Source organism: Blastopirellula marina DSM 3645 (assembly GCF_000153105.1).
GTDB classification, from domain to species: Bacteria; Planctomycetota; Planctomycetia; order Pirellulales; family Pirellulaceae; genus Blastopirellula; species Blastopirellula marina.
In genome coordinates, this window is the sequence record NZ_CH672376.1 from 1,769,367 (window position 1) to 1,793,990 (window position 24,624).

The following is a 24,624-nucleotide window of genomic DNA, read 5'->3' on the forward strand; positions in this document are numbered from 1 at the left end:
CGGCGTTTTCGACTGGAAGCCGCCGCACTAAGCCCGGTATAGTGAAAGCGGAGTTCGTTAAACCATAGATAAGACATGAAGCACCCGATCGTTACGCAGATAGAACGCATCCGGAACCGCGCCGTGCGGATCGTCCGTTGGCGCGCGCTGTTCTGGTGCGTCGCGGCGCTGCTGGGCGTCGTTGGCGGCGTCGCGCTGCTTGACTATCTGGTTCATAGCGAAGAGCCAGGCACTCGCTATTTCTTTTCGATCGCCGCCTGGGGAAGTTGCCTGGCGGCGGCGATCTATTTTTTGCGAACTGCCTGGAGTTGGCGCCCTGATTTGTTGGCGACGGCGCAGCGGATCGAAGCGTTCTTTCCTCAATTTCGCGATCGACTTTCGAGCTCGCTCGAGTTTCTCGAAAACGGCGCCGCAACCGGTTCGTTGGCGCTGCAGCGAAATGTGGTCGCCGAAACCGAAGCGGAACTGCAGAGTTACGATCTCGACGCGGCGATCAACCGCGACCTCTACAAAAAAGGGGCGCTCGTTGCGATCGCGGCAATTGCTCTGACATCCATTCTGGCTGTCGCGGCGCCTCGCTATGCGCGGATCGCGATAACCCGATTAGCGGCGCCTTGGAGCGACGCGCAGTGGCCGCGCGTCCATCAGTTGCAGTTTCTTGATCCGCCCGGCAGCGTCGCGGTGGGAGAAAGCGTTTCGCTGGAAGTGATCGACGGCGGTGGAAAATTGCCAGAGGGAGTCACTTTGCAAGTCGATCGAGGAGATCGAATCGAGTCGCTGCCGATGGAATTCGACTTCGCCAAATCGCTGATGAAACGGACGTTATCGAACGTCACTTCCGATTTGCGCTATCGCGCCTACGGGGGTGATGACGACGCGATGCAGTGGCGCACCCTCAGCGCGGTCAATCCTCCGCAGATTGTCGACGTTCAAGTCACGGTCGCCCCGCCTGCCTACGCTGAATGGGAGCGCGTCGCGTCGCCGCGCGTCATCTTGGCGCTGCAAGGATCGCAAATCGATTTTCAAGGGCGGGTCGATCAACCGATCGAAAAAGCGCGGCTCTACTTTGAAAGCTCCGCGGGGCGCCGCACGATTTCGCTTGCCGTCGGCAGTGATCAGCTTTCGCTGGCGAGTGATCCCGCCGAACCTTTCGAGCTGACCGCGTCCGGCGTCTATTGGCTAGAAGTCGAAACGGCCGGCGGATTGGTGCGGACCGAAAGAGATCGCTATCAAGCTCGCGCCGTTTCCGACAAGCCGCCCGAGTTGGTCTGGAGCAGACCTGAAGAAAACATATTTGTAACGCCAACCGCCAAGATCGACATCGCCGCTGTAGGCTCAGATGATCTGGGGCTAGAGCGAGTGCTATTGCGATTTATGAACTTGCGTGCGACCGACGCTGGCGCAACCGAAGTTCCGTTATGGCAGGCGCCCGAGGATGCGGCGCGAGCGACATCGCTTGCGTCGATCAGCGCCAATCCACTGCCTCCCGTTTCGCTGCAGCATGATTGGCAGTTGGCGAAACTAGAAGGACTTCAGCCAGGCGATGTTCTCGAAGCGACGTTGGTCGCCTACGACCGGAAACCGCAAGAAGGAGTCAGCCTGCCGCGGCGGATTTCGATCGTCACGCCGGAACAGATGGAAGAGCGCATCGTCGCGATGCAGCGTCGTTTGATCACGCAACTGGGGGAAGCGGCCCAAGCGCAAGCGGAAGCGCGCAGCGAAACGTCGGCGGTCGAAATCGCCGCCGCCGAAGGGAAACCGCTGGGCCCGCAGGATCGCTCACGCCTGCAAAACGCCGAGCTGCGTCAGCGCCGCGTGCGCCGCGAAATCTCGGATTCCCAGTCTGGCGTCACCGCCCAGATTGAGAAGATCGAGCGGGAAATCGAGCAAAACGGAATCGACGACGCCGATACCCAACAGCAGCTCGCGGCCCTCAAAGAGCGAACCGAACAATTGGCCAAGGGAGAATTGGCGAGCATCGAAAATACGTTGGGCGAAGCGAAACGGGATATTGAGCTGGAGGAAAACTCTTCGCCTGCCGAACGCGCCGCTCAAGCAGTCGAGATGCGCGGCAAACTATCGGAAACGGTGGAGAAGCAGCGTGACGCCGAGCGTCAGCTGGAAGAGATGATCGCCGGGCTCTCGCAATGGGACACCTATCGTCGCTTCGCGCTCGATCTACGTGGGCTGCGTGAACGTCAACAAGAATTACAAGAGCGAACGCAGGCCGAACAAGCGGCGACGATTGGTAAAACGCCTGAGTCGCTGGATCCGGCTGAACGTTCGGAACGAAAACGCTTGGCGACCGACCAGGCCGACTTGGCGAATCAGCTGGATCGAATTCAATCGCGCATGCGGGAGATGGAGCAGCAGCTCGCCGCGAGCGAACCGGCGGCGGCTGAAACGTTGAAAGACGCGATCGAACAGCAGCGGCAGGAATCGATCTCGCAAAAAATGCGCTCCGCAGGCGCCCAACTGGCGCAAAATCAACTCGGCGAAGCTGCGACCGCCCAAACGGAAGTCGATCAACAATTGGGCGAGATGCTCGACATCTTGAACAATCGTCGCGAGAACCGCTTGAAGCAGCTTGCGGACAAATTGAAAGAAGCGGAGCAAGAGCTGCGTGAATTGAAGGCCAAGCAAAAAGGGCTGGAAGACAAACTGAAGCAAGCGGCCAAGAACCCTGACGCCGGCGAGCGTGGTCGCCAATTAGAGCAACTCGCGGCGGAAGCCGAGAACCTGCAAGCCGAAGCGGAAAGACTGGCGCGGAAGCTCGAGCGACTGCGAGCCGAGAAAGCCGCCGACGCGGTGCGAGACGCAGCGCAAAAGCTGCAAAAAGCGGCGGAGCAAGCCGACAACGATGATGCGGCCGCCGCCTTGGAAGAACAGGATCAGGCGCAACGCGATCTCGAGCAAGCGCAGCAAGAGCTGGCCGAAAAACAAAAGCAGGTCGAGAAAGACCTCGCCGAAGAACAATCGCAACGTCTGCGGCAATCGATCGAGTCGATGGTCACTCAGCAGAAAACGGTCGTCCGCGAGATCGAGCGGCTTCGCGAAATCGTCGGCGATCGCGCTCCGACAGAGGCTCAAACTCAATCGATCCGGTTGATTTCGCAGTTGCAAAAAGGGCTGATGGGGGAAACCGCAGATTTCGCGCGTTCCATTTCTAAGGCCGCCGTGTTCCATTTGTCATTAACGACTGCGGCGGATTTGATGCGGGAGACGGCTCGCGGTTTGGATGCGCGCGATTTGTCCGACTCGACGCAGCGAACCGCGGATCAATCCGCGATGCGGCTCGAGCAATTATTAGCGGCGCTCGACGAAAGCGATGCGGAAGAGAATCAACCGCAAGAGGAGGACCAGGGGCAACAACCGGGCCAACAACAAGGAGCGCAACCAGGGGGTAACCAAGATGGGATTAGCCAGATCGCCCAACTCAAGCTGTTGAAACTGATGCAGCAAGGGCTGAACGAACTGACCACCCAGGCGGCCGCTCGGTTGCAGCAAGAGTCTCCCCCCTCTGTCGAACTGGAAATAGAATTGGCTCGCTTGGCGAAAGAGCAGGGCGAACTGGCCGAATTGGCGTTAGAATTAACAGAGCCAGCCAAGGAAGATCTCTTTCAGATCGACGACGCAGAGGATGAGTCGGCAGGCGAACCCGCGAGCGATCCGAACGCTGAGGTAGAGAAACTGTGATGCGAATCTTAGCGATACTCACAACTTGCACGCTTCTCGCGATCGCGTTGCCGCTCGTCGCGGATGATGCGACGGATCAGGCGACGCTCGATCAACAGTTGTTAGAAGGACTCGGCGACGATCTGTTCGATGGACTGGAAATTCCCGACGCACTGCCGCCAAAGTCGGGAGACCAATCTTCCGCTGGTGAGAAAGATCCCGCAAAGCCCGCCGCCGCAGGCGCTGCGCCCGACGTTGGCGGCCAAGTGGACGGCGAAGATCTGGGACTCGGCCCCGAGAATCCGCTGGTCAACATCGGTCGACAGATGCAAACGGTGCAAGATCGCATCGGACAAGGTCAGGCCGAGGACAATACGCTCGCGTTGCAGCGTTCGATCATCGAGCAGTTGAACGATTTGATCGATCAGGCGAAACAGCAACAACAGCAACAGCAGAATCAACAACAACAGCAGCAGCAACAGCAACAAAACCAACAACAGCAGCAGCAATCGCAACAACAGCAAGGTCAGCAGTCGCCGCAAAATGGCGGTTCCCAGACGCAGCCGCAAGAGGGCGAAGGCGAAGAGCAAATGTCGCAGCAGCAGCGTGAAAATGAGCAGGCCGCCGACAGCAGCGACCAAGTGCAAGATCGTGAATACCAACTGCTGCCGCTCGAAGCGCGCGGCGCGTTGATTAAAGAAGTCTGGGGTCAATTGCCCGAACGCGTGCGACAGCAACTGCAGAATGCGTCGGTCGAAAAATTCCTGCCAAAATACGAACGCCTGACGGAAGAGTATTTCCGTCGTCTGGCGGAACAGGAGCAAGAGGGTCGATGAACCGCAGCTTCTCGAACCGCCAATTGGCCGTCGATCCTAGGGAGAGGTCATGACGAGATCCAACCGACGACAGTTTCTGACAGCGCTTGCCGCCGCGCCGCTCGCATTAAATGCGCGCCATTGTCTTGCGCAGGTCGAGCCCGAGTTGTCGCGCTCGGCGGAGATGGTGACGCCGGAAGCCCGCGCCGCAATCGACGCTGGTCTGCGTTATCTGGCTGATCGCCAGATCAAAGATGGGCGCGCTCGCGGCGCGTATGGATTTGACGGCTATCGCGCCAACACGGCGGTTGTCGCGTTGTCGGGGATGGCCTTTATGTCGCATGGCAGTTCGCCGGGACGGGGGCCGTACGGCCAAAGCATCGACTACTGCATCGAGTATATTCTCGCGAATTCGCAAGAGGGAGGCTTTATCGCGATCCCCGGCGCTGCGACGCATGGTCCGATGTATGGTCATGGTTTCGCGACGTTGTTTCTAGCCGAAGTTTACGGCATGTCGTCCGACTCGACGGTTCGCGAGAAGTTGGTTGATGCGATCAAGTTGATCGTCGATACGCAAAACATCGAAGGCGGCTGGCGGTATGAACCGGTCCGGCAAGACGCCGACATCTCGGTCACCGTTTGTCAGATGATGGCCCTGCGCGCGGCGCGCAATGCAGGCATTTATGTGCCGAATGAAACGGTCGATCGTTGCGTCGACTACGTGAAGCGGAGTCAAAATCCGGACGGCGGATTCATGTACATGTTGCAAAGCGGAGGGCCCAGCGCGTTTCCCCGTTCGGCCGCCGGAGTCGTCGCGATGAACAGCGCCGGCATCTATTCGGGCGAAGAAGTCGAACGCGGATTGCAGTACCTGGTCGAAAATCTCCAGAACCCGCGTGAGATCCGCAGCAACAGCCATTTTTTCTATGGACAATATTACGCGTCCCAAGCGTTTTGGCATGCAGGCGACGCGCTGTGGCGTCAATACTATCCCGTAGTGCGCGAGTATCTGCTCAGTCGGCAGACCGCCGGCGGCTATTGGCCTGACTTTATTTGTCCTGAATATGGAACGGCGATGGCCTGCATCGTGCTGCAAATGCCGAACAACTATTTGCCGATCTTCCAGCGATAGGCGCTCATGTCTCGTCTCTGTCTACCTTTTTTTGCGGTCATCCTGGCCGCCGCTCCGCAGTTGGTCTTGGCCCAACGGACGCTGCTTGAGCTTGGTCAAGTTCGCCGCGACGCACAGCTCACCGCGGTCGATGGGGATCAGTGGATTTTCGCCATCGACGGCGAAAAGGAGACCATCCCCAGTTCGCAGATCATCCGCTTTGGGGCTCCGGCGGCCGTGGTGAAAACGCCGCTGATCGTGCTGCATGGAGGAGGGCGCATCGTGCTGCAAGACATCGCGCTGGCGCGACGCGAGCTGGTCGGGTTTCCGACCAAAGCGTTTGAAGAAGTGAAGCTGCCGCTACGACTCATTCGCGGCATCGCTTTGCGGCTTCCGCTCGACGACGTAAAACGACAGTCCCTCTTTGATCGGATCAACGACTATGCCGGCATCGACGATCAGTTGCTGCTCGAAAACGGCGATGTGATCTCGGGACTCGTTGCCTCTGTCAAATCGGAATCCATTCAGCTAGAAACCGCGACTGATTCGCTGGGGGTCGATCGGACGCGGGTTGCGGCGATTTTGTTTGCTCCGAATCTGACTCCCAACTCAGGAGAGTCGATGGACAGCTGGATCGGAACGAGCGACGGCTCGCTGCTGCCGGTTCGCAAGCTGACGCTCTCCGCCAAGAGCATGTCGGCCGAAGTCGCCCGCGATGTCGTCCTGCAATCGATTCCGGGGGCTCGCTTGCAACGCGACCTGGTTTACGCTGCTCCGATGTCGAAGCAGGTCATGTATCTTTCGGACATGCCGCAGCTTCAGGACAAGCAGGTTTCCTTTCTGACGACGCAATGGAGCTTTCAACGCGATCGAAACGTACTGGGGGGCGAACTAAGCGTGAACGGCGTCGCCTATCGCAAAGGGCTGGGCGTGCATAGCACTTCGCGGTTAGCTGCGCCTGTACCGCAAGGATTTCAGCGATTTGCGGCCGAGATCGCGGTCGATGGAACATCGGGGGACGCAGGGAGCGTTCGCTTTCGCGTCTATCTGTCTGGCGCGGACGGCGCTTGGAAGTCGGCCTATCAAAGCGAGATCATCCGCGGCGGCATGCCGCCAGAACCGATCGACGTGCCTCTGGCCGGTGCGACCGCGATCGCATTGGTGGTTGATTTCGCAGATCGCGGAGATGTGAAAGATCGGGCCGATTGGTTGTCGGCCCGCTTTGAGAAATAGAGGAGTCTGCTCAGCGCTTGTTGGCCGGGATCAGAAAGCTCATGTGATGCTGGCAGTGCCAGAGATGGAACTTGCGCCACTGATCGGTTGTCAGCTTGCCAAATATCGGCGACTCGACGAACTCAACGTTCTCATCACTGATCCTAGCGATGGCTTCTTCGAGCTCGGCCAAGCGGATTTCATCGTCGGCATTGGCGGATGGCAGCGTTGACTTGGGGGCGGTGGCCTTCATTTTGATGACGCCTCCCTTCAGAATTGTCGGCAGCACCAACATGCGGATCAACGGTTTGGCGATCGGCATCCAAAACGGCGGCGGATCTTCAAACCCGTCGACCGATTGATTCATGCCGGCGGCGAGATGCTGACAAATTTGACCCAGGTTCCATTGGCCGACATGGTGATATCCGACAACGGTCAGTCGGCGACACTCGTCCACTACATCCGCCAAGTTCTCAAAGACTACTTCGCGACGTTTCGTCGTCCCGACGTCGTCACTTCCGCTTTTTCTCACAATCATGCTCCCCCATCCTTTTCTTAAGGACCCGCGCGCGATCATTTAGTGCTAAAAAACCAAAAAAAAGGCCGATGTCGCACTAGTGCGGCATCGGCCTCTTCTCGTATCTCGAATTGTCGATTCTCTTCGCGAGTTCCGGTTCGCTAAGAGATTATTTCATTCTCTTGAGAGGGGGGCGAGTCAGGGCGTTGACCCCGCAGAACGCTATTCCCTTCAAACAGTTTTTGCTCATCGATGGGTGTGGGTTCCAGCCAGTCCGCCTCGTTGAATTGTCCACTTTGATTATAGGCGTCGATGGCGTTCTTATAACAAGTTAGCTGAACATCTTCGTCGGCGATACCCTGACTAAGCATCAAACTTGCTGTTTTAGTCACGGCGAGAGGGTCGGATATGCCCCAATCGGCGGAGGAGTCAACGATGATCCGATCCGATCCATATTGTTTGACGATCTCGACCATCCGTTGGTTCCCCATCTTCGTTTTGGGATAGATGGTGAACGCCGCCCAATAGCCGCGATCGAGGACCTCTTTGGCCGTTTCCTCATTGTTATGGTCGATCACCACCATATGCGGCGCGACTCCATGCTCTTCGATGATATCCATACTGCGATAGGTCCCCCGCTTTTTGTTGCGGTGGGGCGTATGAATCATCACCGGCAGGTCCAGTTCTTTCGCCAGATCTAATTGAACGCGGAGCGCTCGTTCTTCGGCGGCGGTCATATCGTCAAAGCCGATTTCGCCCACCGCGACCACGTTCTCTTTGGCGAGAAACAACGGCAGCATGTCGAGCACTTCCTCGGCCAACCGCTCGTTGTTCGCTTCTTTGGCGTTCAAGCCGATCGTGCAATAATGTTTGATGCCAAACTGCGCGGCTCGAAAACGCTCGAACCCGACCAGGCTCGAAAAGTAGTCATGGTACGAGCCGGCGTTGCTGCGCGGCTGACCCAGCCAGAACGCAGGCTCAATCACGGCGACGATGCCGGCTTCGGCCATTCGCTCGTAGTCATCGGTCGTACGCGACGAGCAGTGAATGTGTGGGTCGATGTAACGCATGCTGTTCCCTTTTGATTAATTCGCGTACGCGGCGGCGCAAACGCCGCTCCAGGTGAGCTTACCTTGATTCAATTGCGACGCGACTTGCGGTCTGGTGCGCAAGATATTATCGGCTTCATCGGTGGCGCTGGCGGCAAGCGCAAGTGCAATCGCCGCCTGCTCGACTTCGGTCCCCGACGCGAAGATCGCCGCCATATCTTCCATCGCCGTTTCATCGGCGAACGGACCGACCATCCGCCATAACTCGGCCGGAATCGGACGTGCGGCGGCGCGCCGTTCGTGAGCGTAGTCAATCAGCATTTCGGCCAGCGCTCGATTCACACGGCGATCAATGCCGACCATCGGGTCCAACTCGGCGCCGATGAACAACGCTTTCAGGACCATTTGATTCCAGGCCGCTTCCGAGAAGTTTTCTTCCGGAAACGGATTGTGATGAGCGATTGCTGCAAAAATAAACTTGACGTTGGTTCGTAGTCCGTCGATCGCGCGGTCCACGAGCAGTTCGGGATGCGGCAAAAGCGGCAGCGCCTGAAACAACGCGACCGATTCGTTCAACTCGGCCGCATTGAACAGTTTTTCCAATCGCCCAAAGTAGGGCTCTGGATCTTCGTGCGGGATCGATAGCAGTAGCAAGGTTCTCGCCGCCTGACCCACGCTCCAGCGGGATGGATCCCAGCCGCTGCGGGCCTCTTGGGCCAATTTCAGCTGCAATGCCGAGAGCTCTAGCGGTTGCTTGCCAACTTTGCGCGGTGCAAAGCCAAACCCCAGATAAAGTGCAGATTCATCACCTGCCGCGACCGCCGCGATTCGATCGTCCAGCCAGGCCAGGGGAGCGTCAGCGACGATCGGCTCGAGCCAACCGCGCAACAGCTTGGCGGGGGTAGGGGGCGTTTTGTCTCGATTTTCGAAAAGCAAGGTAATTTGCCTTTAATAGCCGTCTATTGCTAACTAGTTTAGCCTAAGTCTTCGGCTCGACCGCTGCAAGAACGTGAGCCCCGTTTCGTCGCCGTAGGGAGCGGCTAACTGAGCAGCCGGGCCGCCTCTTTGGCGAAATAGGTCAATACTCCATCGGCGCCGGCACGCTTGAAGGCCAGCAGACTTTCCAGCATGGTCTTGTCGCGATCGAGCCAACCGTTCGCCGCGGCGGCCGCCAGCATCGCGTATTCGCCGCTGACTTGATAGGCGAAGGTGGGAGCGCCGAACTCTGTCTTAATGCGATGCACGATATCGAGATACGGCATCCCCGGTTTGACCATCACCATGTCGGCGCCTTCGGCCAGGTCGAGCGCCACTTCGCGGATCGCTTCGTCGGTATTCGCCGGATCCATCTGATAAGTCTTCTTGTCGCCGCCGGCCAAGTTGCCGGATGAGCCGACCGCTTCGCGAAAGGGCCCATAAAACGCCGACGCGTACTTGGCGGCGTAGGCCATGATCTGGACGTTCTCGTAGCCTGCTGCGTCCAACGCACGCCGGATGGCGCCGATGCGGCCATCCATCATGTCGCTAGGAGCGATAATGTCGCAGCCGGCCTCGGCCTGGACGACTGATTGCTTGCAGAGCAGTTCGACCGTCTCGTCATTGACCACGTACCCATCACGGACTAGTCCATCGTGACCATGGCTCGAATAGGGATCGAGCGCCACATCGCAGAGGATGCCGATCCCCGGATGGGCCTGTTTGATCGCTCGAACTGCCTGACATACCAAATTGTCCGGGTTGATCGCTTCTTCGGCTTCGGCCGTTTTTAGCTCACTAGGAGTCGCCGGAAAGATCGCGATTACGGGTATTCCCAGCGCGACGCCTTGGCCAACCTCTTCGACCAGCAGGTCGATCGACAAGCGATCGACGCCGGGAAGGGATGTAATCGGCGTTCTGAGCCCCTTTCCGGGCTGAATAAACAAAGGCCAAATCAGATCGTTGACGGTCAGCTGGTTCTCGCGAACCAGCCGTCGGGACCATTCGTGGCGGCGATTTCGGCGAAGGCGGGTCTCGGGAAAGCGTCCAAAAGGGCTCGTCATGGGGTGATCACCACTTTTCTGATCGACCGGTGGAGTACAATGACAGGAGATGGAGCAGCGTCGATTTGGCGCCGCTCCGTGGTTAATTGTAACAGCCGGAATTCGCGAATCTCGGTGAATTGGGGAACCAGTCGGCACGCCGGCTAAAAAATCGCTAAAATAGGCCCTGGATTTGATTTAGCTCCCCATGCAACTTCTCGCGGCATGTTGCATCTAACCTGTTGAACGGGTTATTGCGCTCCGCAAATCTGCGGTTAGATTATGGCCAGAGATCCAGGATCAATCTGCGCACCCCTAACCCGTTGGTGTTACGCCCCTGCGATTTGAGAAATCTATGTCGACTGATCTCCCTTCGTCCAATACGTCTTCTGCAAACTTGGTGGATGCGCCAGCGGTCAGGCCTTTCTCCTTGGATACGCGAACAAGCATGTTGCCCGATGTCGCCGCCGACGCGGCGCCCATCGTGCAAGGCAAGCTGAATCGCGTGGGGATGTCCGGCATAGAAGTCGCGATTCGCTTGCGTGACGCCAACGGCGACGTGATTCGAACGCCGGCTCGCGTTGACGCGTATGTCAGTCTGGACGATCCCGAGGTCAAGGGGATCCACATGTCCCGGCTTTACCTCTGTCTTCAAGATTCGCTTGACGACGAGTTTGGTCGCGCCCAGATCGAAACGATCTTGCAACGGTTCCTGGAAACGCACAGCGACATCAGCGCGACCAGCTATCTCCGCTTTAGCTACGAGCTGATGGTGCGTCGCGAATCGCTGCTGAGCGATCATTCGGCTTGGCGCAGCTATCCGGTCAAGATCGAAGCCTGGTCGAGCGGCGGCAAAGTGACCTATCGGGTTCATGTTCGGTTGACTTACTCCAGCGCTTGTCCTTGTTCGGCGGCGCTGGCGCGTCAACTGTTGCAGCAGCAATTTGAAGAGCAATTCTTCGGACATCACTGGCTGTCGACTGCATCGGTCTTGAATTGGCTCGGCTCGAACGAAACCTTGATGGCGGTGCCGCACAGCCAGCGCAGCCATGCCGATATTACGATCGAACTTGACGGTCAACGCGACGACCTGCCGATCGATGAACTAATTACCTGCACCGAAGGTGCGCTGAACACCGCAGTTCAGGCAGCCGTCAAGCGAACCGACGAACAAGAGTTCGCGCGGCTGAACGGCGAGAATCTGATGTTCTGCGAAGACGCCGCACGACGTTTGAAAAACGCCGTCGACTCGCTCGAAGGAATCCACGACTATCGTATCCAAGCGAGTCACTTCGAGAGTCTTCATCCGCACGACGCCGTCGCGATCGTCACCAAGGGCGTTCCCGGCGGACTGACCGCCTAGTTGATCCGCTGCTGTCCCTCTGTTTGTCGCCTCCCCAAAGATTGCGAAGAGCGTATGACGTCCGAAGCATCCTCAGACATCACGTTGCGATCGGCCCAGGCCGAAGTGGACGAGTGGATTCGGACGATCGGCGTGCGCTACTTTTCGGAACTGACAAACTTGGCGCAACTGGTCGAAGAAGTGGGAGAGCTGTCGCGCATCATGTCGCGAACCTACGGTGAGCAAAGCTTTAAAGCAGGGGATCGTCGCGGTGAACTTTCGGACGAGTTGGCCGACGTCCTGTTTGTGCTGATCTGCATCGCCAATCAAACGGGGGTCGACTTGACCGCCGCGCTCGAAAAGAACCTGGCCAAAAAAACAGGCCGCGACTCGGAGCGTCACATCAATAATCCGAAGTTGCGTTGAAATGGTCATGGCTCGTAAAAAAAATCGCCTGCGACAGATCGTCGGCGCAGCGATCGTGATTTTCGTCACGGTTTTGATAGCGTGGCCCGTGATCGAATTTTTGGTGCGAAGTTCGGCCCCCAATCGTCCGAGCGAAGCGATGGACCGGCTAGAACGGCTGGCGATCATGCGCGACTGGATGATGGGGTTGTTTGGCTTTGGCTGGTTTTTTAGCGTTGGCGCCGTGATCGGCAGCTTTTTGAATGTGGTTGTTTGGCGTTTGCCCCGCGGAAAATCGGTGGTCGACAAACCATCCAACTGCCCATTCTGCTGCACGAAGATTCGCGCCTTGGACAATGTGCCGGTGCTCGGTTGGATCAATCTGGGAGGAAGGTGTCGCGCCTGTCGGCTGCCGATATCGTCTCGCTATCCCTTGGTCGAAACGACGATGGGATTGATCTTTGTCGTGTTGCTGATTGCCGAACTGTTGACAGGCGGCGGCAATTTGCCGGGCGGAGCCATCACTAGCGGACGCGGTTTCGCCGGTGTCGTGTTTGAAACGCGCTGGCCGATCATTCGACTATACGCTTACCACGCCGCCTTCTTTTGTTGGCTGTTGCCGTGGGCGTTGATTGCGTGGGATCGTCAGCGGATTCCCCGCTCGACAATCCTGGTGGCAGCGCTGGTTGGTTTTGGAGCTGCGCTGATTTGGCCGGGGCTTCATCCACTTGCCGCTGGGGATTTGAATGCTTCGCCGCGACTGACCGAACTGATAACTGCGTTGATCGGAACAGTGATCGGCCTTTTGCTGGGCCTGGCGGTGCGGTATTGGGAAAATCGGGCCGAGGATGACTTGTCCCGCGGCTGGGCGCTGCCGACGATGCTCAGCATGACCGGCCTGTTTCTCGGCTGGCAAGCGGTGGTGACGATCGCAGCTTTGATTTTGCCGCTCTATGGCGCGGCGAGTTACTTTGCATCGCGACAAGGTTGTTTTGTCCGCCGCGGATTTTTCGAACTGCTGATGACGGCGGTCACGCTCGGCTATATCTGTTTTTGGGGATTTTGGAGCGAGCAAGTTTGGCTGCCAGGCGAAGCCTGGTCGGTCGCCAGCTTGTGCGTGGTCGTTCCGCTGTTGCTGCTGGGTGGGGCGTTGTTGGCGGTCGCCAAACGCCCTCAAGGCGCCGATCGGCGTCGATTTCAAAATCAAGAACCGGTTTCGCCTCCGCGAACCGAACCGGTAGAATTCATTTCATAAGCAATTGAGTTTTGAGGGAGATGGAAAGATGAGCCTGGTTATTATGCGGCGCATCAAGTTTTGCGCGGGTCACCGCTTGTACAAGCACGGCGGCAAGTGCGAATTCTTTCATGGCCATAACTACGTCGCTGACTTTTACGTCACCGCTGACGAAGTGGACGACGTCGGTCGCGTGATTGATTTCGCCGACCTGAAGGCGAAGTTCAAGGGTTGGCTGGACGAACATTGGGATCATGGATTCTTGCTCAGCGAACAGGATGAGAACGGCATCAATGCGATTAAGCAAGTCGTGCCGTGCAAGTATTTCGTGATGCCCTACAATCCGACCGCCGAGAACATGGCTCGCTATCTGCTGGATTATGTTTGTCCTGAGTTGCTCGATCAATCGAACGTGCGCCCGGTGAAGGTTGTGATCTGGGAGACGGAAGAAGCGTTCGCCGAAGCTCGTCTCAGCGGCGAAGTAGGCGAGACGTCGTCGGCTTCGCTCAGTTCGGTCACCGTGGACTAAATGCCGATAGGTCAACAGTATGAACGCACAGTCGCCAGCCAAGATCGGCGTTGTCACGGTCTCGGATCGCGCTAGTCGCGGTGAGTACGAGGATCGCGGCGGCCCAGCGATTCAGGCCTACCTGAGCGAGATCCTGACATCCGATTGGATCGCGGCGCCGCGCGTGATCCCGGATGATCGCGCCGGGATCGAGCAAACGTTGCGGCAGCTTTGCGATGAAGAGCATTGCTGCTTGGTGATTACGACCGGCGGTACTGGTCCGGCGTTGCGTGATGTGACTCCTGAAGCGACCGAAGCGGTTTGCGACAAGCTGATGCCTGGCTTTGGCGAACTGATGCGCAAGGTCTCTTTGGAGAAAGTGCCGACGGCGATTCTCTCTCGCCAAACGGCCGGAATTCGCGGACAATCGTTGCTCCTCAATTTACCGGGGCAGCCGAAGGCGATCGCCGAGTGTCTGGATGCAGTATTTCCGGCGATTCCTTATTGTCTTGATCTTTTGGAAGGCCCTTATCTCACAACGGATCCCACCCGCGTTCTGGCATTTCGGCCTGCGAAGAAAAAGTGATCGTGCATTTTCGTCAAAATCGGCGTCACCAGTTCACCGCCACTGTTTTGGTGGGTGCGGCCATGCGCAACTCGACTCCCGGTACGCGACGCGTCGTAGACTATCCAAGCGACGTATCTGACGTTGCTGCGGAAAAGTTGCGATACGCTGCGAGCAGCAATTGCTGGCAAACGATCGCTTCGGGGCAGTTTCTGCATGGGGGCATGCGCAGTGGTAGACGCAAAATTCGAGAACAAGATCAATCGTCGCGTTTTGGTGATCGACGATAACAAGGCGATTCATGACGACTTTCGTCGCATTCTCGCCGGACCAACCAACCTGAACGTCGCACCAAGCGATATCAAGGCGCTCTTGTTCGAAGAAGAGACGCTGGAGCCAACCGAACTTGATTTTGGCTTCGAAATCGAGTCGGCCTTCCAGGGAGAAGAAGGGCTTGAGAAGGTTGCTGCAGCCGAGCGAAGTGGATTTCCGTTTGCGCTGGCTTTTGTCGATATGCGAATGCCGCCGGGTTGGGACGGGCTGGAAACTGTGAAACAGATCTGGCGAGCCCATCCCGATCTTCAGGTCGTCATTTGCACGGCCTACTCGGATCACTCGTGGGAATCGCTGCTGCAAGAGTTGGGCGAAACCGACCAACTGGTGATCTTGAAAAAGCCGTTTGACGTGATCGAAGCGCGTCAGTTGGCGATTGCGTTGACGCGGAAATGGCAACTGACGCAGCAAGCCCGCATGCGAATGGATCAGCTCAATCAATTGGTGGAGCAACGTACCGCCGATTTGATCAAAGCGGCGACAGAATTGAAATTGACGAACGAACAGCTGGTGGAAGCGAGTCGCGCGGCGGAAGCGGCGAATCGCTCGAAGAGCGAGTTCCTCGCGAATATGAGCCATGAGATACGCACGCCGATGACGGCGATCATCGGCTATGCTGAAGAGTTACGAGAAACCGGTGAGATCGAACGAGCGCCAAAAGAGCGAGTATTTGCCCTCGACACTATCTTGCGTAACGGACATCACTTGCTGCAAGTTATCAACGACGTCTTGGATCTGAGCAAGATCGAAGCCGGCAAGCTGGACGTATACATGCAGCCTGCTTCGCCGGTGCGGATCGTATCGGACGTCTTGGCGCTGATGCATTTGCGCGCTTCGCAAAAAGGGTTGCGACTAGAAAACGAGTTTTGCGGACCGTTGCCAGAGACCATTGTGACCGACGTGACTCGGTTACGACAAATCTTGATCAACTTGATCGGCAATGCGATCAAGTTTACCGACAAGGGTACGGTATCGCTCCGGACGAAATTGATCGACATCGGCTCCGACAATCCCCGCTTAGAGTTTGAAGTGGTCGACTCGGGTATCGGCATGACGGAAGATGAGCTGCGACGTGTCTTCGTACCGTTTGAACAAGCCAACAATTCGATGAGCCGCCGATACGGCGGCACGGGGCTTGGCTTGTCGATCAGCATTCGATTGACCGAACTATTGGGCGGATCGATGCGTTGCGAAAGCAGCTTGGGACATGGCAGCTATTTCCACTTCACGATCGCGACCGGCGATTTGTCGAATGTCAAAATCAGCAACTGTGCCGACGATTTCAATTGGGTTCCGGTGAGCGTCAGCAGCGTACCGGCGAAGAAGTTCGCCTTGTGCGGACGCATTTTGCTGGTGGAGGATGGGCCAGACAATCAGCGTTTGCTTCGCTTGATCCTCGAGAAAGCCGGCGCCGAAGTGGCGATCGCCAACGACGGACGTGACGGCGTTGATATGACGCTGACGGCGCGCAACCAAGAAGTCCCGTTTGATCTGATCTTGATGGACATGCAAATGCCGATTATGGACGGCTACCAAGCGACCCGTACGCTGCGTAGGGAAGCGATCCGTACGCCGATCATCGCCCTGACGGCGCACGCGATGAGCGATGATCGACAGCGTTGCATGGACGCCGGCGTCGATGATTATCTGACCAAGCCGATCGATCGCCGCCTATTGCTGGAAACGATCGCCGGTTATCTGCAGTCAACCCCGAAATCGGCGACGCCGACGAGTGCTGAATCTGTCGCCGACTAGCGCCTTAGTCGAACGGATGAGCGCCGAGCGTACCTTTGAGTGCGGCGAGATAGTCGGCCGATTGGGCGATACCCAATTGAGCTGCGGCGTATTCTCGTCGGGCCGCCAGGTCGAGTTCGCTTGCTGATTCGGCGTTACGTGAATCGGAAACGAACTTGTCGATGGCGGCTAGGTGTCGCGTCCAGAGCGCCGTATCGCGCTGCTGTTTCGTCGTCAAACGCTGGCGATACCAATCGCTGGCGAGCAAATACTCTTTGGTGAACATCTGTCGAATCTCGGGATCGGCGGTCGTTTTCCCTTCGTACGAGCCTTCGGCCATGATCATCAGCAGCGCTCGCAGCGGAGGACACGCCTCCTCGGCCGAGCCATCCTGCAAATGGCGCTCAGCGACGCGCTGTTGGGCTTCGACGATATGCTTGACGCCGTCCGCATAGGAAACCGGATCTTGCGTCTCAGGACGGAGAATCGAGTCATCGAACACTTTGAGCGGATTGTCGAAGACGCGTCCAAAGAACGTCCGCACAAACCGCCGCGTGATCCGATAGCCCAATCGGCTGGCCAGGATCGTCTCGCCGTCGTGCGTGAAGTCTTCGATCTTCTCGAGCATTCCGCCATCGATCAGGAACTTCGGATCGCGTTCCTCGGGCGTCAAGCGGCACCAGATTTCTGGAATCAGCAAGCTAATGTCATGATCCACGCGAACATGGGGTCCGATGTAGCCGGCCGCTGACGAATAGCCGGCCAAGCCGGTCAGGATGTAGCTCACCAAAGCGTTGTTCAGATCGGCGGCGGGACGCAGCGCGTTGAACGGACCTTTGGTCAACGCACCTTCGCTGCCGGCGCCGGTGGTCGAAGGACTCTTGCCGGTCAGCGAGCAGACGAAATCCATGAACAATTCCGGCAGTTCCTGATAGTGGATCGGCCCATAGACCGCCAGGCTGCGAATGCCGGCCGCCGCATCGGGCGGATTGTTGCGTCGACCGCACAAGACGGCGTTGACCGGCGTCGGCACCGGTTGATTGCCGGGAATCTTGCGATAGAGCCGCGTTCCCATTTCGCCGACATAGCGGAAAATGGGATTCGCCATGTCGGGACGCGTCTGCAAGTAGCGAGGATTCTTGCTCGGCTGTCCGTCGATCAGACGCGGAAACGCCGAACAGACCGCGTACTCGCTGGGATATTGATCCTCTTCCAGAAAGCCGCGAAGGAAGTTTTGCATCGGCAGCGTGAACGAATCGAAGTCGGCGATTTGTTCGGCCATCTTGGCGACCTCTTCCCGCGTCAACGGTTGGAAGTTCGAGATGAAGTTCCCATCAAGCGACAAGTCGTATTCCGTCTGCTTGTCGAGCCCGCGATGAACGGCGTCATCGGGACGCTGGAACAAGCGGTATTCGCAATTGGTCAAAAACTTGTAGCTGTCGGCGGTCAGTTGCGGATCAAGATTGGTGATCGCATTGGCCGGAGCGACGACCGACGCGGTGATATCGTCTTCGGTCTGAACTTTATCGGCGGCGTAAAAATCTTGTCGCAATTTGTAAGTGCGCCATTGTTGCGTTTCGGATAGTCCGACGCGCAAATAGGTGCCGACCAACGTGCGATCGCGATATTTCAACTCATGCCCCGGCATGCCGTTGACGATGTCGACGCTGAAATTGGCGCGCCAATTCTCATCCCAGTCCGGCTGCTGGAAACGTTTGATGATGAATAACATCGAGTAGATGTGATTCGGGATCGATGCGAGCCACTCGTTGTATTTCTCGGTGTAATCGGTCGACGGCGTCAGCAACTTGATCACGCTTCCGAGCGAACGTTCCGGCGACAAGACTGAGCGACTGGGACGCGCGGCGTAGTCGGGTTTGATCTGCGAATCGCTCGCCCAGCGATCGCTGAAGTCGTGGTTGAATACGTCGTCGATAAGCGCCAAATCTTTATCGATATCGGCGACAAAAATCGGCCCATACAACATATAGTCAGCGGCCGATTTGCTGATTTCGCTTTTCCCGCCGCCGCTGACGGTGCACGGCTTGTGGCAGTTGACCCCTTCGGCCATTGTGCCGATCAATCGCCAACTGGGCGCCGCGGGGTGCTTTTCCATCCGGATTTTGTAGCCGGACGGAGCGATGTAGATCTTGCCCGGCAGCAGAGGAATCGAACGTTCCTCGTCGTCACGGGTCCATTTGATTTTTTGCTCCAGCATGGTCGCTCGAGCATCTTCGGGAATGTAGATGACGTCGGCGAAGTTTTTGTCGACGCCATAGCCTTCGGGCTGCATGTCGATCCACTCACCGTAGTCGTTGGCGACATCGTCGATCGTACGGCCGTTGTAGCGCTGGCTGTTAACGCGAAACTCTTCCCCCAAGTTCCAACTGGTGTATGCGACCACGCCGCCGGCATGTTCTTCTTCGACATTGCCATAGAGATTCGCGGCGTAACTTAGCTGCGTCTTGACTTCTTTTTTGCAATAGCCGTAGTAGTTATCGGCGATCAACGTGACGATCACGCCGCGCTGGTCGCGACAGGTCGCTTTGAAGGGCTGCCCGTTGTTGTATTTTTCGGTTTCGTCTTTCCAGCACATGCCGTCCTGACGCTGACGCGCAGTCGCGTCATCAAAGTGGGGGAGCCCTAGCTCCTTCTTGGTCACCCCTTCTAGCTGCGGCGCGAGAATCACGCAGCCGGTATGTCCCGACCAATGTTCGGCGTCCAGTGCGGCGTCATTTTTCGGGATGAAAGGATCGCCGGCGTTGCCGAAAATCGATTCGACGAAATCGAGATTGCTGACCAGTTGTCCCGGCGCATAGAAGCGAACTTCCATCGTCTTCTCCGGCGTATAACCGGGGACTTCGGGGCATACGATTGGACGCAGCAGCAACGAAACGAAGCTGTACGCTTTGTCTTCGTGATCGGACGTGTATGGAAGCTCTAAAAACTTGCGCGGCGGCGACATCGCGATCTGAAACATGCGGGCAAACGCGATTTTCGGCACGGCGTACTTGTCGCCGGCGATCGGCAAACCTCCTTCGCAAACGTGGAAGGTCCCCTTGGTGGTTCGGCGATCGTGGCGCGGATTGTGTAGGACGCCGTTTTCGATCCGATACGACTTGACCAGTTCGCTCTCGAACTTGTTTCCTTGGACCGGTAGCGACAACTCGCGGGCGACGCCGTGACGATCCAAGACGAACGAACGTCGCGGCAGTTGCAGCGGGCCGACGTCGGTGTCCGAGAAATAGTCGCTCAGAAACGCTTCGATACGACAATCGATCGGCGGCGGGACGTCGCGCAGCAAACGAGATTTTTCGTGGTAATTCGCCAACAACCCTTTGACCAGATCAGCGAACTCCGTCTCTTTCTCATGCAGCGGAGGGGGCAACTCATTCGCAATCATCTGTAAGTTGATGTAGCGAATCAAACGACTCCGTTCGGCGCTGCGTTGCTTTTTGGTCTGTGGTGCGCCGAATCCAAGCTTTTCTTTTAGGTCCATCGTAGTTTTACACGCTGAGGACGAATTTTTAGTACAAGGTTGCGAATGCGATCTTAACCGCTCGTGAGCCTGCTCGTCTGCGCTTGCCTTCCCTTGGTGGGGGGTTATGGAAAAACCGGCCGCACAGGAGGCGGACAATGGCGAACCGCTGAAAAAATAGTTACCATTGCGAAAGCAGACCTCTCTCAGTTTTTCAGGATATCGACCATGAGAAACGGCATCGTCCCGGTGCGTCGCGCCCGGCTCGCACTTTTCGTTCTGCTCAGTCTGGGCTCATTCGCTGCGGCTCAGAATAAGGATCGTGAAACGAAAGTCCGTAATGATCGTCGCGATATCCTGGCCGATGGCACTTGGCACTACAACGATCTGACGGGCGCGACCGCAGCGGCGAAGTCCTCCGGCAAGCCGATCCTGGTCATCTTTCGCTGCATCCCCTGCGAAGCGTGCGCTCAGCTTGACGAAAAAATCATCGAGCGCGATTCGGCGGTGCGCCGCATCATGCAAGAGTACGAGTGTGCGCGAATTGTGCGGATGAACGGCGTCGACTTGGCGAAGTTTCAATTCGACTACGATCAATCGTTCGCCGCGTTTTTGATGAACGCCGACGGGACGATCTATGGCCGTTATGGAACGCGTTCGCATCAAACCGAAGAAGAGGGAGACGTCGCGATTGAAGGCTTGGCCGCGACGCTCGAGAAAGGATTGATCCTGCATCAGATTTACCCGCTGAACAAAGATCAGTTCGTCGCTAAAACCAAAGGTGACAAGCCGCCAGTTTCGACCGCCGAGAAGTTTCCGCATTTGAAAAAACGGGACTTCGGTGAAGAGCTCGACTACGACGGCCAAGTGGTCAAGAGCTGCATCCATTGTCATCAAGTTGGCGAGAGCTATCGGGTCACCTATCGGTTGGAGGGGCAAGCGATCCCGCAAAAGATCTTGTTTCCCTATCCGCATCCGAAGATTCTTGGCCTGATCATGGATCCCAAAACTGCCGCTACTGTCACGGAAGTGACGCCTGACTCGCCGGCCGCGAAAGCCGGCTTCCTGGCCGGCGACGAGATCCTGTCGCTCAACGGGCAACCGATGGTCTCGATGGCCGACATCCAATGGACGTTGCATCATCTGCAGGAGGAAAAATCGCTCGATGTCACGCTGCGTCGGGGTGAGTTAATGATCAAAATGGATTTTCCTCTTCCGGAAGATTGGAAAGAGCAGGGGGATATCTCCTGGCGCGTCACCAGTTGGGATCTATCGCGTCAGGTCTTGGGCGGAATGCGGCTAAAAGATCTAGAGCCCTCAGATCGGAAAGCCCTGGGGCTAGCGGACGATCAGCTAGGACTAAAAGTGCGTCATGTCGGCAAGTACGGCGATCATCGAGGAGCGCTCAAGGCCGGCGTCCAAGTGGGGGACGTGATCACATGGATAGCCGGGGTCGACAAAAACCTGGATGAATCGAGTCTGTTGGCCAGGCTCGCCAATGCGACGAAGCCTGGACAAGAGGTTGAGGTCACGCTGCTTCGTAACGGCCAATCGCAACGTACGAAGATTCGTATGCAGTAACGCCGCTTTACGAGACGTCGTGAAACGCTTTGCTGACGCAACCGCTATCGGCTTGCGAGACGGTTGCGGCGAAGTCGGCCAGATAGGCATGTTTGTGCCGCAGGTCAGGCGTCTTCCAGTTGGCGGCGCGAGTCGCCAACACGTCTGCTCCGACGTGCAGCGTGATCTCGCCGCCGAGCAGATCAAACGAGATTTCATCCCCGTCTTCCACCAACGCGATCGGCCCGCCGACTGCCGCTTCCGGAGCACAGTGAACGCCGATCGCTCCGTGCGATACGCCAGAGACGCGCGTGTCTGACAGAAACGCTACTTTGCCGTCCAGATGCGGTACGGCCAAAGCCGCGGTCGCGACCAACACTTCCGGCATCCCCGAAGCGACCGGCCCCAGATAACGAAGCACGATCACGGTTCCCGGCGTGATCTTATTCGCTTCGACCGCGTTGACGATATCCTTGGCTTCCGAAAAGCAGATCGCTTTGCCGCTGAATTTTGGGTCACGCATGCTCGATACTTTGAAGACCACGCCGCCGGGCGCCAGGTTGCCAAAGCAGATCTGCATGTCGGCATATTCTTTGAACGGCTTTTCGATCGTCGCGATCAAGTCTTGATCCGCGGGAACATCGGCCGCGCCGTTGACGTTTTCGGCCAATGACTTGCCCGAGACGGTCAGGCACGAACCATCGACAATGCCGACCGAGATCAAGTACTTCAGCAGCATCGGCGTACCCCCCAGCTTGTGCAGGTCGTACATCGTGCGTTTGCCGCGCGGAGCGAAGCTGCACAGGACCGGCGTGTTGCGGACAATCCGCTGCACGTCACGCAATGTGAAATCAACTTCGGCTTCTTTGGCCAGCGCGATCAGGTGCAGCACGCCGTTGGTCGAGCCGCCCACGGCGGCGATCACCGCGGCTGCGTTTTCAAACGCCTTTTTGGTCAAAATATCGCGGGGGCGAATGTTCTCGGTCAGCAGATGCTTGACTGCTTGGCCGATGCTGCGGCATTCTTCGCGTTTGGCCGGATCTTCAGCCGGGATCGAACTGGAGTAGGGAAGCCCTAGCCCGATCGCTTCGATCGCGATTCCCCAAGTATTAAAAGAAGCGGCGATGCCGCACCCGCCGGGTCCGGGACAAGCGGTTCGCAAGATCTGATCCGCTTCGTCCGCCGTCATTGCGCCCACGGAAGCCGCCGCTTGGGCGTCGTAGACATCCAAGATCGACGTGTCGCGGCCCAGATGGCAACCAGGTTTAATACTGCCGCCGTTGACGATCAGCCCGGGATAGTTGAGCCGAGCCAACGCCATGGCGAAGCCGGGCCCGTTTTTGTCGCAATTGTGCAGTCCGATCAAAAAGTCGTAGCCATGGGCGCTGACGACGCATTCAGCCGCATTGGCGATCATATTACGCGAGGGAAGGCTGGCGTTGCCCCCTTCATGTCCTTGCGTGATGTTATCGCTAACGGCCGGCGTGCCAAACGGAAACCCGATCAGTCCCGCTTGCTCGCAGCCTGCTTTCAGCTCTTGGCCCAGTTGATAGGCGTGGACGTTGCAAAGATTGCCGTCCAGCAGCGGCACGCCGATCCCGATCTGCGGTTTGTCAAAATCGGCGTCGGTCAGTCCCAAGCCGTAATAAAAAGCGGTGATCCCTTTTTGCCATCCACGCGTTAAACGGCGACTATTCCAATTGAGGGGCTGAGACATGCGGAGAGTTGCTTTCGAAGGTCAAAGGGGCGCGGAACTGCTAGTATCGCCCAACGCGTGCCGGGGCTCAAGTTCCCCTGCGGTGGTGCAACAAACGCCGTAGTTGCGCACAAAGCCAGCATGGGGAATGGGCGCCACGCCAATGCCTAATCAATAACGATTCGGTGGTTTCCCACCGTTCACTATCGCTCCCTCGTCACAGCGGACCGGACAGGACTCCATATTTTTTCGGGTTGGCAGATGGGACTGGACAGGACTCCATATTTTTTCGGGCTGGCAGATGGGACCGGACAGGACTCCATGTTTTTTCGGGTTGGCAGATGGGACTGGACAGGACTCCATGTTTTTTCGAGCTGGCAGATGGGACCGGACAGGACTCCATGTTTTTTCGGGTTGGCAGATGGGACTGGACAGGACTCCATATTTTTTCGGGTTGGCAGATGGGACTGGACAGGACTCCATGTTTTTTCGGGTTGGCAGATGGGACTGGACAGGACTCCATGTTTTTTGGGGTTAGTCGACCAGGTCGGTGGGTTGCGCAAGCGGCGATGTTGATCGAGCTTGGGGGCTGGAATTCGCTTGCCCTATCCGCGCTACCGATATTTTTTCAACTACCAAGATTCTTTCAGAAATGGGAATTCGTAGCGCGCAGCCAAGCGCCGCGTCGTTGATGCGGTTGGCCAACGAACGATTACGCGTGGGTTGTTCTTCCTCGGCGTGTAATCGACCGCAATTCCGTGCGCTTCGTCAAGAGACAATTTTTGCCTACTGAGTTACCAAATTTAGGGTGCGCGTTGACGCGCAAAAAAAGCCGCGACTGTCACCGATGACAGTCGCGGCGCAGAGATCGCCTCTTCTCGGCTCCACGCTTGGTTTACTTGGCCGTTACTTCGATTTTGCGTGGTCGCACTTTTTCGGCTTTCGGAATCGTGACGTTCAAGATTCCCTGGTGATACTCGGCGGTGACGTTATCTTCGTCCACCGGCGACGTCAGACGCAGGCTGCGCTCGAACTTGCCATAGGTATGTTCGACGCGATGGAACTTTTTGTCGTCCGATTCTTCGACTTGTCGCCGTTCGCCGGCGATCGTCAGTAGACCTTCTTTCAGTTCGACTTGAACGTCCTCGGCGGCCATTCCGGGAATCTCGACCGACACTTCGTAGGACGTTTCCGTCTCGGCGACGTTCAAGGACGGCGTCCAAGCGGCGACGGCCGACTGGGCGTCGGCGTTGAGCAACGTTCCGAAAAGCCCATCCATCTCTCGGCGCAGGTCGGCGAAGTTGCGCGGATGATACATTGTTAATGCACGGACCATGATTGGTTCCTCCTCTTTCCCTAAGTACGAAAACCG

18 protein-coding genes are annotated in these 24,624 nt (G+C 57.3%); 11 read left to right on the forward strand and 7 right to left on the reverse strand.

All coding sequences use genetic code 11. From position 1 onward, the window contains the following. Nucleotides 1–75 precede the first annotated feature (75 nt). Genes DSM3645_RS09055 through DSM3645_RS09070 form a run of 4 tightly spaced genes read left to right on the forward strand, consistent with a single transcriptional unit; the run spans nt 76 to nt 6,834 of the window. Nucleotides 76–3,696 (forward strand): hypothetical protein, encoded by a 3,621-nt coding sequence (locus DSM3645_RS09055; RefSeq protein WP_002651822.1) that lies wholly within the window; start codon nt 76–78, stop codon nt 3,694–3,696. Beyond that, a complete protein-coding gene (locus tag DSM3645_RS30425) occupies nt 3,693–4,511 on the forward strand; it encodes a hypothetical protein (RefSeq protein WP_237564785.1) in 819 nt (272 codons plus the stop codon). The genes DSM3645_RS09055 and DSM3645_RS30425 overlap by 4 nt, the downstream gene beginning before the upstream one ends. A gap of 49 nt (nt 4,512–4,560) precedes the next feature. Further along, nucleotides 4,561–5,622 (forward strand): prenyltransferase/squalene oxidase repeat-containing protein, encoded by a 1,062-nt coding sequence (locus tag DSM3645_RS09065; protein ID WP_002651824.1) that lies wholly within the window; start codon nt 4,561–4,563, stop codon nt 5,620–5,622. A gap of 6 nt (nt 5,623–5,628) precedes the next feature. After that, nucleotides 5,629–6,834, forward strand: a complete 1,206-nt coding sequence (locus DSM3645_RS09070) for an NPCBM/NEW2 domain-containing protein (protein ID WP_002651825.1) — start codon at nt 5,629–5,631, stop codon at nt 6,832–6,834. 10 nt (nt 6,835–6,844) lie between these two features. Here the strand turns inward: DSM3645_RS09070 and DSM3645_RS27975 are convergent, their stop codons facing one another. From DSM3645_RS27975 to hemB, 4 genes are all read right to left on the reverse strand, one after another. Next, nucleotides 6,845–7,351, reverse strand: coding sequence for a DUF1569 domain-containing protein (locus tag DSM3645_RS27975; protein WP_002651826.1), 507 nt, complete (start codon nt 7,349–7,351; stop codon nt 6,845–6,847). A gap of 140 nt (nt 7,352–7,491) precedes the next feature. Then, nucleotides 7,492–8,400 carry a TatD family hydrolase gene (locus tag DSM3645_RS09080; RefSeq protein WP_002651828.1) on the reverse strand — a complete coding sequence of 303 codons (909 nt, stop codon included), beginning with the start codon at nt 8,398–8,400 and terminating at the stop codon, nt 7,492–7,494. A 15-nt stretch (nt 8,401–8,415) separates the two neighbouring features. After that, complete coding sequence (locus DSM3645_RS09085; RefSeq protein ID WP_002651829.1) at nt 8,416–9,315, reverse strand: EboA domain-containing protein; 900 nt, start codon at nt 9,313–9,315, stop codon at nt 8,416–8,418. A gap of 104 nt (nt 9,316–9,419) precedes the next feature. Then, the gene (hemB, locus tag DSM3645_RS09090; RefSeq protein ID WP_002651830.1) at nt 9,420–10,418 is read right to left on the reverse strand and encodes a porphobilinogen synthase; all 999 of its coding nucleotides are present in this window, start codon (nt 10,416–10,418) and stop codon (nt 9,420–9,422) included. Between the two features lie 409 nt (nt 10,419–10,827). On the opposite strand from hemB, the gene folE2 reads away from it, so the two are divergent. From folE2 to DSM3645_RS09125, 6 genes are all read left to right on the forward strand, one after another. Then, nucleotides 10,828–11,760, forward strand: coding sequence for a GTP cyclohydrolase FolE2 (folE2, locus tag DSM3645_RS09095; protein ID WP_202594931.1), 933 nt, complete (start codon nt 10,828–10,830; stop codon nt 11,758–11,760). A 54-nt stretch (nt 11,761–11,814) separates the two neighbouring features. Then, nucleotides 11,815–12,165, forward strand: coding sequence for a nucleotide pyrophosphohydrolase (locus DSM3645_RS09100; RefSeq protein ID WP_002651832.1), 351 nt, complete (start codon nt 11,815–11,817; stop codon nt 12,163–12,165). A gap of 7 nt (nt 12,166–12,172) precedes the next feature. Continuing rightward, complete coding sequence (locus DSM3645_RS31625) at nt 12,173–13,399, forward strand: prepilin peptidase (protein WP_315849854.1); 1,227 nt, start codon at nt 12,173–12,175, stop codon at nt 13,397–13,399. 28 nt (nt 13,400–13,427) lie between these two features. Beyond that, the gene (locus DSM3645_RS09110; RefSeq protein ID WP_040351721.1) at nt 13,428–13,907 is read left to right on the forward strand and encodes a 6-pyruvoyl trahydropterin synthase family protein; all 480 of its coding nucleotides are present in this window, start codon (nt 13,428–13,430) and stop codon (nt 13,905–13,907) included. 19 nt (nt 13,908–13,926) lie between these two features. Then, the gene (gene mog, locus DSM3645_RS09115) at nt 13,927–14,472 is read left to right on the forward strand and encodes a molybdopterin adenylyltransferase (RefSeq protein WP_002651835.1); all 546 of its coding nucleotides are present in this window, start codon (nt 13,927–13,929) and stop codon (nt 14,470–14,472) included. A 210-nt stretch (nt 14,473–14,682) separates the two neighbouring features. Continuing rightward, entirely contained in the window at nt 14,683–16,539 is a 1,857-nt protein-coding gene (locus tag DSM3645_RS09125) for a response regulator (RefSeq protein WP_002651836.1), read from the forward strand. 4 nt (nt 16,540–16,543) lie between these two features. Here the strand turns inward: DSM3645_RS09125 and DSM3645_RS09130 are convergent, their stop codons facing one another. Further along, nucleotides 16,544–20,017, reverse strand: coding sequence for a hypothetical protein (locus DSM3645_RS09130; protein WP_002651837.1), 3,474 nt, complete (start codon nt 20,015–20,017; stop codon nt 16,544–16,546). A 207-nt stretch (nt 20,018–20,224) separates the two neighbouring features. Between DSM3645_RS09130 and DSM3645_RS09135 the strand changes: the two genes are divergently transcribed. Beyond that, nucleotides 20,225–21,577 (forward strand): Trx7/PDZ domain-containing (seleno)protein, encoded by a 1,353-nt coding sequence (locus DSM3645_RS09135; protein WP_002651838.1) that lies wholly within the window; start codon nt 20,225–20,227, stop codon nt 21,575–21,577. 7 nt (nt 21,578–21,584) lie between these two features. On the opposite strand, the gene ilvD is transcribed toward DSM3645_RS09135, so the two are convergent. Both ilvD and DSM3645_RS09145 read right to left on the reverse strand, forming a co-directional pair. Further along, nucleotides 21,585–23,273 (reverse strand): dihydroxy-acid dehydratase, encoded by a 1,689-nt coding sequence (ilvD, locus tag DSM3645_RS09140; protein ID WP_002651839.1) that lies wholly within the window; start codon nt 23,271–23,273, stop codon nt 21,585–21,587. A gap of 874 nt (nt 23,274–24,147) precedes the next feature. Further along, nucleotides 24,148–24,588 (reverse strand): Hsp20/alpha crystallin family protein, encoded by a 441-nt coding sequence (locus DSM3645_RS09145; RefSeq protein WP_040351723.1) that lies wholly within the window; start codon nt 24,586–24,588, stop codon nt 24,148–24,150. Nucleotides 24,589–24,624: the final 36 nt, after the last annotated feature.

Coding starts and splice junctions, on each gene's coding strand:
- hemB (WP_002651830.1), bottom strand. CDS start 10,418: ATGACGAGCCCTTTTGGACGCTTTCCCGAGACCCGCCTTCGCCGAAAT.
- DSM3645_RS09055 (WP_002651822.1), top strand. CDS start 76: ATGAAGCACCCGATCGTTACGCAGATAGAACGCATCCGGAACCGCGCC.
- DSM3645_RS09135 (WP_002651838.1), top strand. CDS start 20,225: ATGAGAAACGGCATCGTCCCGGTGCGTCGCGCCCGGCTCGCACTTTTC.
- DSM3645_RS09110 (WP_040351721.1), top strand. CDS start 13,428: ATGAGCCTGGTTATTATGCGGCGCATCAAGTTTTGCGCGGGTCACCGC.
- DSM3645_RS09070 (WP_002651825.1), top strand. CDS start 5,629: ATGTCTCGTCTCTGTCTACCTTTTTTTGCGGTCATCCTGGCCGCCGCT.
- mog (WP_002651835.1), top strand. CDS start 13,927: ATGAACGCACAGTCGCCAGCCAAGATCGGCGTTGTCACGGTCTCGGAT.
- ilvD (WP_002651839.1), bottom strand. CDS start 23,273: ATGTCTCAGCCCCTCAATTGGAATAGTCGCCGTTTAACGCGTGGATGG.
- DSM3645_RS31625 (WP_315849854.1), top strand. CDS start 12,173: ATGGCTCGTAAAAAAAATCGCCTGCGACAGATCGTCGGCGCAGCGATC.
- DSM3645_RS09145 (WP_040351723.1), bottom strand. CDS start 24,588: ATGGTCCGTGCATTAACAATGTATCATCCGCGCAACTTCGCCGACCTG.
- DSM3645_RS27975 (WP_002651826.1), bottom strand. CDS start 7,351: ATGATTGTGAGAAAAAGCGGAAGTGACGACGTCGGGACGACGAAACGT.
- DSM3645_RS09130 (WP_002651837.1), bottom strand. CDS start 20,017: ATGGACCTAAAAGAAAAGCTTGGATTCGGCGCACCACAGACCAAAAAG.
- DSM3645_RS09100 (WP_002651832.1), top strand. CDS start 11,815: ATGACGTCCGAAGCATCCTCAGACATCACGTTGCGATCGGCCCAGGCC.
- DSM3645_RS09065 (WP_002651824.1), top strand. CDS start 4,561: ATGACGAGATCCAACCGACGACAGTTTCTGACAGCGCTTGCCGCCGCG.
- DSM3645_RS09080 (WP_002651828.1), bottom strand. CDS start 8,400: ATGCGTTACATCGACCCACACATTCACTGCTCGTCGCGTACGACCGAT.